Origin of the sequence: Butyrivibrio sp. LC3010 (assembly GCF_000424385.1) — a bacterium.
In the GTDB taxonomy this organism is placed as follows: Bacteria; Bacillota; Clostridia; order Lachnospirales; family Lachnospiraceae; genus Butyrivibrio.
Genome location: NZ_AUJU01000010.1, coordinates 1 through 14293 on the forward strand (window position 1 = coordinate 1; position 14293 = coordinate 14293).

Here is a 14293-nt window from a genome sequence, read left to right on the forward strand (position 1 = left end):
ACTATAATTATATCCTACATCGCTTGCACAAACAATCTGTGGAAAATGTGGGAGATACTCCCTGACACCATATATGGCCTTTTGAACAAGTGGAATAATACAATATTAAGAATAAGATGTCAATCATAAATATAAGAGACAATTCTCCCGGAAAATGCATCCAAAAAGAAAGTTAAATGGGGGACTGAGGGTATATCCGGATTAGTGACGTTTTATGCTGATGATGCCTGTACGCAGAAATTAAAGACAAGTGATGATTATGGCCAAGGTGTTTTAATTGAAAATCTAACAGTTTATGCAAAATTCAATATGGAGCCACAAGGGAATGGACGGGACAATTTTCTTATTCAAAGTGAAGAAGGTTGGCAGATTAGGTACAGTGCACCTATTTATAAAAAGTCTGAGATGGAAGTAGCGAAAGTAAAAACCGCTCCAACTGCTAAAAAACTGACAGCTAACGGCACTGCACAGGCACTTGTCGATAGAACGCAACAGTTAAGAGAGTAAAGAATAAGAAGTAAGATAAGTCCTCCTGTCATTATTTCGAATTAGTGGCGGGAGGACTTTTATGCTGTTTTGACTTAGGGACATATTAATAGGACGGCATAAGCAATAGAATAATCCCTATGACAGCGCTTTATTTGGGCCGCATAGGGATCATCAGTGCTTATAAGTAGCCTGAATATAAAAAAGCAGGTTATTTTGATTGCCTCTTTATATCATTCAGAGCCTTTTTTAACTCGGCAATTTCTGCATCTTTATCAGCGATAGTGACACCCATATTAGCGATAGTGGCATCTTTATCAGCAATTATGCTCTTATAATTATCCTCAGCGTCAGTATAGCCTGCAGTATACTGTGAAGCCATCATCTCTCTGTATCTGCGTTGCCCTTCAAGTAGTTCTTTTGTCTGGTTGTCAGTATTAAGTTCAAGGATCAAATCGCCCACCTCCTCCATGGCCGGGTTTCCGGCAGCAAGAGCTTTAAATTCTTCCCATGTAGTTGCTTTGAATATCGAAGCCCAATATACAAGATTATTATCGATGTCATCTTCAGTAGCTATGTTTGTTTGATTTAATGATAACACTTTTCAGGCAATTGACATAATTAAAAGGATAAATACATATTGCATTGTCAAAATTAGAAGGTTAAATCAGTTTATTAACCGGCAGATACTTTTGTTACATCAATTCTGAATAGTTCCTAAAAAAAACATAAACAAACGCATTTTGGGTAATTTTCGTTGTAGAATAATAATAGGCTAAGATTGTTTTAAAGGCTTCCCACACCAAAAAGGTGTGGGAAATTTTATAAAAATACGTTAAATAAGGAATTTAAAATTGTAAAAAAACCAAACCTTACGACTTAGGCAGTGATACAGTATTTTGGAGGGGTTAAGATGCTTGAGCAGTCTAAAAGAGTTATTTTTTTAATGGAAAAATCAAGTATTGTCATAAGCGGACTTGAAAAAAGACTTAAAGCAGATAATTACACTACGTATTCTATATTCGGTAATTTTGACAGGCTGGAGAATTACATAAAAAATGCAGGGGTATTTATCATATATAATCCTCAGGATATTCTTTATGCCAAGTATGGGCATAAGAACATGGCTCATATCAAAGACCTGATCGTGGACAATAACGGTTTTATCATTTTTATCGGAGATGCAGGGGATAAGGAAGTTCTGGTGAATGAGTTTCCGGAATTTGCATCCTACAAATGGCTGATCCGTCCTGTGGAGCCTGAAGCGTTCTGCAACGTAGTTGATGAAGTAATGGAAAACTACGAAAAGATACAAATGAGGAAAAAAGCTGCTGAGGAAAGCGGTGGACCTAACCCGGATGAGGCAGCACTTTCGAATGACGAAGACGCAGATACAAGAAAAAGAGTCCTTATTGTTGATGATGATCCCTCCTATGCAATGATGGTGAAGACATGGATCAAAAGGTTTTATAAGACAGATGTGGTAACGGCAGGAATGCAGGCAATCACATTCCTTCTGAAAAAACCTGTTGATCTGATTTTGCTGGATTATGAGATGCCTGTGGTTGATGGGGCGCAGGTCCTTCAGATGCTGCGGCAGGAACCCACAACAAAAGATATTCCGGTAATATTTCTCACAGGCGTTAGTACAAGAGAAGGAGTGGAGAGGGTAATGGAACTGAAACCCGCAGGTTATGTGCTAAAATCCACTACACGTGAGAATCTTCTTGCTATTATTGATGAAAAGATTGGTCAGTGAACGGCGGGGGGAACCCTATGGATCGAAGAAACAATAATATATATATTATCTCGTTGGTGTCCATTTCATGTATTGCCCTGATATTTGAGGGGAGTGTTCTCAAATGGGAGTTTTGGGTTTCACCGCTTATCATAATTGGAACAGTCTCCCTGTGGGTCATGCATATCACAGAGAGGCCTGAAGAAAACATTCGTGAAGTGTGCTATCTCATCTATGCCATGATGGCATCTTTTTACCATGGAATTCATGAAACAAGTTATGTAGATATCGCAATAGTTATCAGTTTCATCATGGTTGCATATTCTCTTATGGACCGCTTTTATATGATGCATCTGCTTCTTGCCGAATATCTTTTTTTGCTGCTTATACAGATCTGGCTTGGCATGATCGGTGGGTCAGTGACTTTCGATTTTCTGACTGTTTCAAGGACCATGCTTCATTTTGTCGCAGTACTTTACGTGTATACAGGCTGCTGCAAGGCTATTCAGGGACGAAGCGAGATGCAGGAACGCCTGAGCCGGATGCAGGAGCATATGCATGAATATGATCAGGATATGGAGGATTTCCTTTCTAATATTTCTCATGAGCTAAGAACTCCGGTCAACGTCGTCAGTGGAATGTCTGACCTTCTTCTGAAAAAAGGTTTTGGCGGCGAAGTAAATGCAATAAAAGAGGCCGGTATTCGTCTTTCTAATCAGATTGAAGACATCCAGGATTACACGGAAACCAGAAGAAGTGCCATGATTCTTGAAGAAGAAAACTATATGAGCACATCTCTTATTAATGATGTGGTAACAAGTTTTCGCATGGTTTCTGATAAAACAGATCTCGAACTTATCGTCGATATGTCCCCTGATGTCCCTACAATGATGTGTGGGGATGTGAAAAAACTTCATAAGATTTTCAATCAGCTGCTGTCAAATGCCTTCAAATTTACCAGGCACGGCGGCGTATATGTAAAGCTGACTGCGGAAAAAATGGAATATGGCGTAAACCTTATTCTTGAAGTGACAGATACCGGAATAGGCATGAGGCAAAAGGATGTGGATTCGGCATTCAATGGTTTGTTTCAGGTGAATAAGCAAAGGAACAGAAGCTCAGGTGGCGTGGGCCTTGGACTTTCTATCGTTTATGGATTCGTTCACAGAATGAATGGATTTATCAAGATTGAGAGCGAGTATGGAAAAGGAACCACCGTGAGGGCAACCATACCTCAGAAGGTTGTTGATCCAAAGCCATGCCTTAAAAAGGATGATTCATTCTCCGGAGATATTTTGTTCCACGTAAGACCTGACAAGTATAAGGTTGCCAGGGTTAGAGATTTCTACAGTGATATGGCAACAAATCTTGCTACAGGTCTGCAGATACCGCTATACCCTGCAGAGACAATAAAAGATATCGAGAGACTATGCGATAATCTTAATGTCTCTTTTATCTTTATGGGAGAGGAAGAATACAAAGCCAATTCAAAGTATTTTGATGAACTAAGTAAAGGTGATATCATCATCGCAGTATCAGCAGATCACGGATTCAGACCCAAAGCCGGAAGCCGTGTAATGGTTATGCCTAAGCCTATTTACGCTTATCCTGTCGTAAAGATATTAAACGAAGGACTAAATGCCGAGAATATAGAACTGGATGATAATTACAAGCCTCCGGAACTGGATGGAATAAGGGCGCTTGTTGTGGATGATGAACCCATGAATCTCGTGGTTGCAAAAGGCCTTTTTGAAGACTACGGAATGATAGTTGAAACCGCAAAGAGCGGCAAGGAAGCTATAAGTAAATTTAAAGCAGACGACATAGACCTGGTATTCATGGACCATATGATGCCTGAGATGGATGGCGTTGAGGCGATGCATCGCATCAGATCTGAGGCAGCTGTGATGGGTAAAAATGTAATTGTTATTGCTCTTACAGCCAATGTGGTATCAGGTGCAAGGGAGATGTTTGTCAAAGAGGGCTTTGACGGATTTATAGGAAAACCCATAAGTCTTCCGGATTTTGAACGTGTTATGTCACGTGTACTTTCCAAAGTGCGTATGGCTGAGGGAGGTGCAAAATCATGAATGTCAAAGATTTTATCCAAAGAATACTGACAAACATAAATAGTGAAAACAGAAGCTTTTCAGAAAGAGTGTTCATACTTCTCACAATAATATCCAATGTTGCGGTAACCATTGCCCTGATAGTGGATGCCATTATGGGTGCAAATATACTCAAAATCATAAGTTTGCTCATAATGGTTGTAGTTACGCCTGTACTGATGACGCTCTGTGCCTATCATAAAAAGTTCCAGCTGATTGCGAAGATAATAATTGTCGGAGGAATATTTATTGTACTTCCAATGGAGTTTTTCCTTGGGGGCGGCGCGGAAGGCAGCGGAATACTCTGGCTGTTGTTCGCCTTTTTTTATATTGGAATGGTACTTTCAGGTCAAGTAAGAAATGTGATGCTTTCATTGATGCTGGTTTTGGCGCTTTCCTGTTATTGCCTGGAATATTTTTATCCTGAGCTTGTGCTGTACCAGAATCGCAATGAATTTTTCATAGATTCATTCATTTCATTCATTTTGGTGAGCCTTGTTTTATTTGGTATGGTTTCCTATCAGACTCGTATGTTCAGAAAGGAAAATGAAAAGGCTAAAAAGGAAGCAGAGAGAGTTGAAGAACTTAACCAGTCACAGAACCGCTTCTTTTCCAGCATGAGTCATGAAATAAGGACTCCCATCAACTCAATTTTGGGGTTAAATGAACTCATTTTAAGGGAAGAGAATATATCAGATGAAGTGGCAAAAGATGCACTTGGCATACAGGGTGCAGGAAAAATGCTGCTTGCGCTTATTAATGACATTCTTGATTTTTCCAAGATGAAGGCAGGAAGCATGGAAATAGTCCCCGTGGATTACAACGTGGGAGACCTGGTTTCCGAGATTGTAAATATGATATGGCTAAGGTCCAGGGAAAAAGGTCTTGACCTGAATGTCAGTGTTGATCCGGGTGTTCCTTCGATCCTTTACGGCGATGAAGTCAGGATCAAACAAATCCTCATCAACATACTGAATAATGCAGTCAAATATACCAGAGAAGGAAGCATAGGTTTTCATATTGAAAGCGAGACTGCAGGGGAAAATGTTGTATTGCTTCGAATTTCGGTTTCCGATACGGGCATGGGAATTAAGAAGGACTATATTCCCTATCTTTTTGATGCCTTTAAACGAGTGGATGAAGAGAAAAACAGACATATAGAAGGAACCGGACTCGGACTAAGTATCGTCAAGCAGCTCGTGGAGATGATGGATGGAAGTATCTCTGTAAATAGCGTATACGGTGAGGGGTCCACCTTTAATGTCACTATAAAACAGGGCGTATCTGACCCTACGGCAATCGGAGAACTGAGTATACAGAATTACGGAAAAGTTAAAAAGCATGCCTATGAATGCTCCTTTACAGCTCCGGAAGCCAGTGTTCTCATCGTTGATGATAATGAGATGAACCTGGAAGTAGAAAGAAAGCTTTTACTTGGGACAAAGATGCACATAGATGTTGCTACCAGTGGGGAAAAGGCTCTTGAAGCTACAGTTGATACCAGGTACGACATTATTCTGATGGATCATCTTATGCCTGAGATGGATGGAATTGAGTGTCTTAATCAGATCCGCAATCAGGTAGGAGGACTTAATCAGCAAACCCCTGTGATCATTCTTACGGCAAATGCCGGAAGCGATAATAAAGAACTATACAGTCATGCAGGTTTTGACGGCTATCTTGTAAAACCGGTATCCGGTGAGGCCCTGGAAGAGATGATGATGGGGCATATTCAGGGGGATAAGATTGATGTAAAGAGCCAGACAAGGCGTATGCAGGGGCAGACCAATGCCACCGCCGGGTATAACAGGAAGATACCTGTTGTTATCACCACCAGCAGTATGTGCGATCTTCCTGATGCATCTATGAGGGATCCACGTTTGCCTATCCTACCCTTTGTTGTTAAGACTGAGTATGGAGTATTTAAAGATGGAACCCAGATTGGTTCTGATGAACTGGTAAGGTATATAAATGACGGGAAAAATGCAGTGTCAGCTCCGCCTGAGACCGCTGTTTACACTGAGTTTTTCGCAAAAGCTTTAAAGAGAGCTCATCATGTTATCTATATTGCACTTACAACCAGTATGAGTGAGGATTACAACCGTGCAATCGAAGCCTCCAAAGCGTTTGATAATGTGACGGTTATCAATTCTGAAGCCCTTTCCAGCGCCACAGGTCTGCTGGTTCTTATAGCATGTAAGCTTGCTCAAAGGGATATGCCGGTTGAAGAGATCATTGATGAACTCGAGATGGTAAAGAAAAAGATAAAGTGCAGCTTTATCATAGACAGTACTGATTTTATGAAAAGAAACGGCCGCATAGGTGTAGGAATGCACAGAGTAGCGGAGTCCCTTAGTCTTCGTCCGTGCCTTAGATTCTCAGATGATAAAGTAAAACTGGGCACAATCTGTGTGGGAAGTAAGTGGGATGCCTATAAAACCTATATCCGATCAGCTTTTCGAACAGGGCAGATACCGGATACGGATGTCCTTTTTATAACCTATGTCGATTTAAATGAAGAGATGCTTCAAAAAATCAGGAAGGAAGTATCTAATATAGTAGATTTTGAACATATTGTTTTCCAGAGGGCTTCTGCGGCTATTTCTTCCAACTGCGGACCGGGCTCCTTTGGACTTCTTTATTTCCTTAAAGGGGATAAATCCTACAATGTTTCATCTATTCTGCCTCTTCGGACTGATTTTAATGAGCCGGATGATCCTGATGATAAGAAAGATACCGGGAAAACAGCAAAGTCAGAGGCCCTTTTCTTCAATGAGATTTATGAAGCCGGCAGGGATATTTTTACCAGAAATACTAAACCTAAGGGTGCAGATGATAACAAACCGTGGTATGCAAATATTGAAGGAATAGATGGCGAAACTGCAATTACAAACAGCGGGTCTGAGGAGTCATTCAGAACGGTGCTGGAGATTTTTTATAATTCAATTGATGAGAGAGCAAGGGAACTGGAATTTGCATATAAAGAGGAGGACTGGGGGAATTATACGATAAAAATTCATGCTCTTAAGAGTTCATGTAAGCTTATAGGTGCTACCGCGCTTGCAGAAAAAGCTCAGAGCCTTGAAACCGCTGGTAAGGAAGAAAATATCGTATACATCCGGGATAAGTATGATGAATTTATGGAAGAGTATCTTTCATATAAGGACAGGCTTTCAGACTTATACAGTAAAAAGAGTAAAGGAAAGAGCGCCGCAGCATTAAAACCCATGGCAGATTCATTCCTTATGGACAGTGTCTATGAAGCGATATCCGCGGCTGCGGAAGATATGGACAGTGATGCCATAGATGAAGCCTTTTTGGAGCTTTCAGATTACGAGATTCCTGAGACTGATAAGGAAAAGTTCGATGAGATAAAGAGACTTGCATCACAATATAATTACGACGGCATCGTCAGCCTTCTGTCTGAAGAAAAATAAAAAAAGTTTAAAAAATTCGTTTATTCGCGCAATTTTGAACTATTGGCGAGTATAATGTAAGCAGGTGGTTTAGCTTCTTAGAGGTTGTTTTTCATGAAGAAAATTCTGATAGTAGATGATGAAAGAATTACTCTTAGAATGACACAGCATATTCTCGCGCCTCATTATGAGACTATTTGTGTTACTTCCGGTACGGAAGCAATAGAGAAATATAAGCATGAACGTCCTGACATGATTCTTACTGATCTGCACATGCCGGGAATGTCAGGTTTTGAGCTTCAGAATACATTACAGGATCAATACGCTGAACATATACCTGTGATGTTTATGACTGCGGATGCAGATGAAGAGACAGAGGGCAAGGGATTTGAAGCCGGTGCAGTTGATTTTATAAGAAAGCCGTTTCGGGCAGATGTTCTTATCAAGCGCGTGGAGAATATCCTTAAGAATGTGGAACAGATTAAGGGATTGAAGGCGGCGGCTGAGACAGACCCCATGACAGGGCTGCTCAATAAGGCATCATCACAGATAGAGATAGGTGCCATGTGCAGAGAAACCAAAGGCGTGCTTATGATGATCGATCTTGACAGCTTCAAGCTGGTCAATGATATTTATGGGCACAGCATGGGGGATAAAGTTCTCATAAGATTTGCCGAAATAATAAGAACAGCTATCAGAACCAATGACGTAGCAGGACGAATGGGAGGAGATGAATTCATCGCCTTCTGTCAGAATGCAATGGATGAAAAAATAATTGCGGAGAAAACCAGGTACATAAATGACGAACTTTTAAAATCAGCGAAGGAATTTATGGGGGAGGATATGAACATACCCCTTGGTGCCTCAGTGGGGGCGGTTATTGCTCCTGAAGAAGGAACGGATTTCCTTACGCTTTATAAAAAGGCTGATAAGGCACTTTATAATGTAAAACAGAATGGAAAGCACGGATATTGTATTTTTGTAGAGTCTGAGAAGGACAATTATGGTGAAGCCGCTGTTGCATCCGATATCGTCCAGGATATGATGATACTCTCTGAGAGAAGCAAGGGAAAAGGTGCCTACGCCCTGAACGGAGACCAGTTTAAGCTGATATACAGATTTTTGTGCAGGGTTGAGGATAATTACCAGGTTGGCAATCGCTATATAATTTTTACCATAAGTCCCTCAGACAAGGAGAATGATAAGGTTGATGCCGAGACAGGTGAGAAGTTTTATCAGATTGTAAAGGAATCCCTGCGTGGAAGCGATGTGGTATCTCAAAACGGCTACAGCCATATCAGGGTAATTCTTATTGAGACCGAGGCAATTAACAGCGAAACAGTTATTAACAGAATTATAGATAAATGGAAAGAGATGGATTCCTCAGGTAAATATTTGATAAGCTACGAGATGGAGATTATTAGAGCATGAAAGAAGATGAGAGGGGAAAAATGTTTGAAGACCGAAAAATACATTATCTGACTGGACTCCCTAACGCCGGCGGTTATCTGGATGAAATAATAAGAAAAATGAAGGACGGAACCATTCAGAACTATACTGCTTTTTATTTCAATCTCAAGGGCTTTGGCAACATCAATCAGAGATATGGAATGGAAAAGGGTGACATGATAATTGTTCGGTTATCCGAGAAGGTCAAGGATTTTCTTGAGGATGACGAGGTGCTGGGGCATCTTGGTGGTGACAATTTCGTTGCGCTGGTTAAGAAGGAGAGAAAAGAGAAATTTTGTCGTCTTCTAAACGGAATAGAGATTATTCTGGAAACAGAGGGTCATAGTTATAAACTTCGCATACCTTCTACGATAGGTCTTTGGGATATAAATGATGAATTTACAGATCCCGGAGAGACCATAGGAAGGACTTCAATTGCTTTGCAGTACGCAAAGCATATTCAGCATGTTCCCGTGGTGAGCGTAACAGATGCCATGGTTGAGCGCGTTGCAGTACAAAAATCTGTTTTGCAGAGGTATCAGAGTGCTCTTAGTAACCATGAGTTTCTTGTGTACTATCAGCCAAAGGTTGATTCGAGAAACAATATGCTTGTAGGAGCTGAGGGACTTGTGCGCTGGAAACATAAGGGAGAGATGGTATCTCCCGGAATATTTATTCCGCCGCTCGAGACCAATGGAGAGATAGTTCTTCTTGATTATTATGTATTGAGAAGAGCATGTACTGATATCAAGAGATGGATTGATGAGGGAATAGAGCCTGTAACTATTTCAGTCAACTTTTCAAGAAAAGATCTGATGGATCCTGATCTGGCGGAAAACATCGACAGGATCATAACCAATTCCGGAATCGATAAGAAGTTTATCGAGATCGAAGTTACCGAGACCGTCGATGAGCAGGAGCACGGAGAACTCGCCAGATTTATAAGTGATCTGGATAGTAGAGGGATTATGACGGCAATCGATGATTTCGGTGCCGGATATTCATCACTGGCAACTCTTAGAGAATTCCAGGTTCATACTCTGAAAATAGACCGCTCCTTTATAAATACCGAGGAGTTTTCCTGGAAGGATGAAATAATCCTCAGAGATATAATCCACATAGCAACAAGCCTTGGAATGGATATTATCACTGAAGGTGTTGAGAGACAGGATCAGATAGATTTTATTAACAAGGTAGGCTGTTTTGTGATTCAGGGATTTTTCTACGACAGACCCCTGCCCGTTGAGGAGTTTGAGGACAGGCTCCGTAATAAAAAATATGAGAAAAAGTAATATTGGATGACATTTTAAAAGGACTATGCTTCGTCAAGCATAGTCCCTGTTTTTATGTGTTATGTCCCTGGCTCTGTGGACTGATCTTATTGTATCTGACTTGTCGAGCTGTGGATTTTTGATATTCTGTTTTTTACTTACCAGACGAAGGTAACAGCATTTGCGATATCTTCTGTAATGGTATTGTCTTTAACAAGTTTCTTGAGCCACTTTTCCAGGTCATCTACTTTGTGATCAGTCTCTATAAAGTGAACATTTTTCCCATTTATATCTTTTGCAAGAAACAATTCATACATATACATTGTCCTATTCCTCCGTCAGTAATAATTATGTTTCATGCGACCGGCCGTTTTGCATGTTCTTTTGTGTGTTCAATAATATTATCGAAGTGGAATTTGGAAAAGTTTATAGGAAAATAAAATGTTTTTAACTTTCATAAAGCACCGGAAATAGTGAAAAATTGTTCGCAATCAGACAGTTTCAACTAGGCTTAATTATGTTGGTAAATTCAGAAGGGGACAAGAAAACCACGGAAACTAAGCCTGGACTATAAAAGGTGGCATTCATTACTACGTTGACAAACGGAAACTTTAAGGATATTATTTCAAAGTAATTTAATTAAAAAGAATTTAGTTAAAACGGAGGAAAATAAAATGAGCTTTGAAGAAATTAAGGGACTTATAGCAGAGATTCTTGCAGTAGATGAGGAGAAGATTACAAAGGAATCAAACCTTATCGATGATCTTGGTGCAGATTCACTCAGCGTTGTTGAGCTTCACATGGAAATCGAGGAGAGACTTGGTGTAAAGATTCCTGATGAGGAAGTTGCAAATCTTAAGACAGTTCAGGACGTACTTAACGCAATCGAGGCACATAAATAATAAAGTTTCGATGGCAGCGCCTTATGGAATAGTTTATAGAGGAGGCAGCAGAATGGGGACTTTTCTTGACTCATTATCCTTTCCTGCAAGAGTAAGGAAGGACATTGGCGAGGTCCTTTTGAAAAAGGACAAGGAGCCGGTTTTTATAACATGTAAGGCCTGTAACAGACGAGCTCTGAAACAGGAGTGGAAAAAGAATTATTATGTTTGTCCGGTCTGCGGCAATTACAGACCGATAGGGGCTTACTACAGACTCTCTATTATACTTGATAAGGGAACTTTCAAAGAGTTGAACGAAGACCTTAAGGCAAAGGATCCCATGGATTTTCCGGAGTATCAGGATAAATTGAAGCGCCAGACAGAGAAGACCGGACTTCCCGAGGCGGCTGTTACAGCCACCGGGAAAATCAATGGACATAAGGTTGTAACTATTGTCCTTGACAGCAGATTTTTCATGGGAAGTATGAGTAGTACCGTAGGGGAAAAGGTCACGAGGGCAGTTGAATATGCAACTGAAAAATGTCTGCCCCTGATCATCTTTTCAGCCAGCGGAGGAGCCAGGATGCAGGAAGGAATATTCAGCCTTATGCAGATGGCAAAAACTGCGGCAGCTATTGAGGAGTTCAATGCGGCAGGAGGGCTCTATATCAGCTTCCTGACTCATCCAACGACGGGTGGTGTCACGGCAAGCTTTGCTTCTCTTGGCGACATAACTCTTGCCGAACCCGGAGCGCTGATAGGCTTTGCAGGTCCCAGGGTAATTGAGCAGACTATCCATAAAAAGCTCCCTAAGGGCTTCCAAAGAAGCGAATATCTGGAGGCTCATGGTTTTGTTGACAAGATAGTGCCAAGAAGTGAGATGAGGGATACACTGATCCAACTTATAGAGCTGCATTCAAAATGAGTTTTGTTTTGAGGTGATGGAGGGATTAATCCATGATAGAGAAGGTTTTAAAATCAGTAGAAAAACTCGACCGGAAAATATCTGAACTTGAAAAGAAAGCGGCAGGAGAGACGGACGAACTTGTCGAAACAGCATTTAAATATGACGAGATCCTCGAGGGCATTGAGGATGAGTACGAAGCCTGGGAAGCTCAGGGAATAGAGATAGGCAAGCTTAAAAAAATGCGTGACTGTCTCCTTTCCGAATGTGAGGAGCTGTCTCCTGATGAAAAGGTTTTTCTTGCCAGACACCCTTTAAGGCCGCACATAGAAGATTTTATAGAGGGACTTTTTACAGACTTCTTTGAGCAAAAGGGAGATCACCTCTTTGATGAGGACAAGAGCATATATGGCGGAATTGCCAGATTTCACGGGATACCTGTCACTGTTCTTGGGCACAGAAAAGGGCATACCGTGGAAGAAAACATGGCCTATAATTTCGGAATGCCTTGCCCGGAGGGCTACAGAAAAGCCTTAAGGCTTATGAATCAGGCAGAAAAATTCGGGAGACCGATCATTACCTTTATAGATACTCCCGGAGCATATCCGGGGCTTGAGGCTGAGGAGCATGGTCAGGGTGAGGCGATTGCAATGAACCTTGCCAAGATGAGTCAGTTCCATGTGCCGATCATAGCCGTTGTCACAGGTGAAGGCAATTCCGGAGGAGCTCTGGCGATAGGCGTTGCCAACAAGATTCTTATGCTGGAGAACGCAGTCTATTCAATTCTCAGTCCTGAGGGCTTTGCAAGTATTCTCTGGAAGGATGCTGACAGACACAAGGAAGCATGCAAGCTTATGAAGCTTACAGCGGCTGATCTCCTTAAGGACGGTGTTGCCGATTGCGTTATAAAAGAGCCTGTCGGCGGTGCCCAGAGGGATTATAAGGAAGTGTTTAAAAACCTTGATAAGGAGCTTTATTCCAATCTGAAAGAGCTTATGGCACTGTCACCCTCCGGATGTAAGAAAAACAGACAGATGAAGTACAGGAAGATTGGATAAGAGGGATGAAAAATATTGAAATATTGGGAACTGGAAGAGCGATTCCTTCAAAAGTCGTAACCAATGATGATCTTGCCAAAATAGTTGAGACAAGTGATGAGTGGATTACTACCAGGACCGGTATCAGGCAGAGATATTTCTGTGATGAAAATGAGAGTGCGGACAAACTTGCGATAAAGGCAGCATGTAAAGCGATAGAGTCCTCGGGACTTAATGCACAGGATATAGGAGTATGTATATGTGCAACACTTTCAGGAGATTATGCAACGCCAAGTATGGCATGCATGGTTCAGAGGGAGCTGGGGCTTAGGGAAAACATCGCAAGCTTTGATATAAATGCAGCCTGCAGCGGTTTTCTGTACGGGCTTGAAGTTGCCAGAGGGATGCTAAATGGATCTTTAGAAAAATACGCTCTTGTAGTTGGATGTGAGCAGCTGTCCAGATTACTTGATATGACTGACCGTTCCACCTGTGTTCTCTTTGGAGACGGTGCGGGAGCAGCAGTTGTAAGGCTCTCGGAGGATGCGCCTTATGCCTCAACTTTAGGGGCAAGAGGCGGATATGAAATTCTTGCAGAGGGACCCGGAAAAGAACCAAGCCACATAAAAATGCAGGGGCAGGATGTTTTTAAATTTGCAACATCAATTATTCCTCTGTGTATAAAGGAGCTTGAAGAAAAGAGCGGATATTCTTCCGGTGATGTCAGTAAGGTGATATGTCATCAGGCAAATGAAAGAATTATCGATTTTGTTGTCAGAAGGATGAAGGCTGATCCGGACAGATTTTACAAAAACATGGACCGTTATGGCAACACAAGTGCTGCTTCAGTGCCGATAGCACTTGATGAACTTGCAGAAAGCGGACAGCTAAGTAGTGGGGATCTTTTAATGCTGGTCGGTTTTGGTGGAGGACTTACATGGGCAGGAGCGCTCATACGATATGCCGGAAGATAGTGCAGTATCGGTGTTAATAGAGGATGAAT

12 protein-coding genes are annotated in these 14293 nt (G+C 41.4%); 10 read left to right on the forward strand and 2 right to left on the reverse strand.

Annotation, left to right across the window (positions count from 1 at the left end):
* Nucleotides 1-204 precede the first annotated feature (204 nt).
* Nucleotides 205-507 carry a hypothetical protein gene (locus G622_RS0108785; protein ID WP_026510414.1) on the forward strand — a complete coding sequence of 101 codons (303 nt, stop codon included), beginning with the start codon at nucleotides 205-207 and terminating at the stop codon, nucleotides 505-507.
* A gap of 190 nt (nucleotides 508-697) precedes the next feature.
* Here G622_RS0108785 and G622_RS0108790 read toward each other — a convergent pair whose 3' ends face one another.
* Nucleotides 698-1087 carry a hypothetical protein gene (locus G622_RS0108790; protein ID WP_026510415.1) on the reverse strand — a complete coding sequence of 130 codons (390 nt, stop codon included), beginning with the start codon at nucleotides 1085-1087 and terminating at the stop codon, nucleotides 698-700.
* A 312-nt stretch (nucleotides 1088-1399) separates the two neighbouring features.
* Between G622_RS0108790 and G622_RS24535 the strand changes: the two genes are divergently transcribed.
* From G622_RS24535 to G622_RS24540, 5 genes are all read left to right on the forward strand, one after another.
* Nucleotides 1400-2245, forward strand: coding sequence for a response regulator (locus G622_RS24535; RefSeq protein ID WP_049945761.1), 846 nt, complete (start codon nucleotides 1400-1402; stop codon nucleotides 2243-2245).
* A 17-nt stretch (nucleotides 2246-2262) separates the two neighbouring features.
* On the forward strand, nucleotides 2263-4314 hold the full coding sequence (locus tag G622_RS0108800) for a hybrid sensor histidine kinase/response regulator (RefSeq protein WP_026510416.1): 2052 nt from the start codon (nucleotides 2263-2265) through the stop codon (nucleotides 4312-4314).
* The gene (locus G622_RS22270; RefSeq protein WP_049945762.1) at nucleotides 4311-7769 is read left to right on the forward strand and encodes a DegV family protein; all 3459 of its coding nucleotides are present in this window, start codon (nucleotides 4311-4313) and stop codon (nucleotides 7767-7769) included. Before G622_RS0108800 ends, G622_RS22270 begins: the two co-directional genes overlap by 4 nt.
* Nucleotides 7770-7862: 93 nt before the next feature.
* Complete coding sequence (locus G622_RS0108810; protein ID WP_026510417.1) at nucleotides 7863-9179, forward strand: GGDEF domain-containing response regulator; 1317 nt, start codon at nucleotides 7863-7865, stop codon at nucleotides 9177-9179.
* A complete protein-coding gene (locus G622_RS24540) occupies nucleotides 9176-10489 on the forward strand; it encodes a putative bifunctional diguanylate cyclase/phosphodiesterase (RefSeq protein ID WP_049945763.1) in 1314 nt (437 codons plus the stop codon). The genes G622_RS0108810 and G622_RS24540 overlap by 4 nt, the downstream gene beginning before the upstream one ends.
* A 137-nt stretch (nucleotides 10490-10626) precedes the next feature.
* Here the strand turns inward: G622_RS24540 and G622_RS25695 are convergent, their stop codons facing one another.
* Nucleotides 10627-10791 (reverse strand): hypothetical protein, encoded by a 165-nt coding sequence (locus G622_RS25695; protein WP_155831440.1) that lies wholly within the window; start codon nucleotides 10789-10791, stop codon nucleotides 10627-10629.
* Nucleotides 10792-11142: 351 nt separating this feature from the next.
* Between G622_RS25695 and acpP the strand changes: the two genes are divergently transcribed.
* From acpP to G622_RS0108840, 4 genes are all read left to right on the forward strand, one after another.
* A complete protein-coding gene (acpP, locus tag G622_RS0108825; protein ID WP_026510418.1) occupies nucleotides 11143-11370 on the forward strand; it encodes an acyl carrier protein in 228 nt (75 codons plus the stop codon).
* Nucleotides 11371-11422: 52 nt separating this feature from the next.
* Nucleotides 11423-12274 (forward strand): acetyl-CoA carboxylase, carboxyltransferase subunit beta, encoded by an 852-nt coding sequence (accD, locus tag G622_RS0108830; RefSeq protein WP_026510419.1) that lies wholly within the window; start codon nucleotides 11423-11425, stop codon nucleotides 12272-12274.
* 221 nt (nucleotides 12275-12495) lie between these two features.
* On the forward strand, nucleotides 12496-13311 hold the full coding sequence (locus tag G622_RS0108835) for an acetyl-CoA carboxylase carboxyltransferase subunit alpha (RefSeq protein ID WP_442855610.1): 816 nt from the start codon (nucleotides 12496-12498) through the stop codon (nucleotides 13309-13311).
* Nucleotides 13312-13316: 5 nt separating this feature from the next.
* Entirely contained in the window at nucleotides 13317-14264 is a 948-nt protein-coding gene (locus G622_RS0108840) for a beta-ketoacyl-ACP synthase III (protein WP_026510421.1), read from the forward strand.
* The last annotated feature ends 29 nt before the right edge of the window (nucleotides 14265-14293 follow it).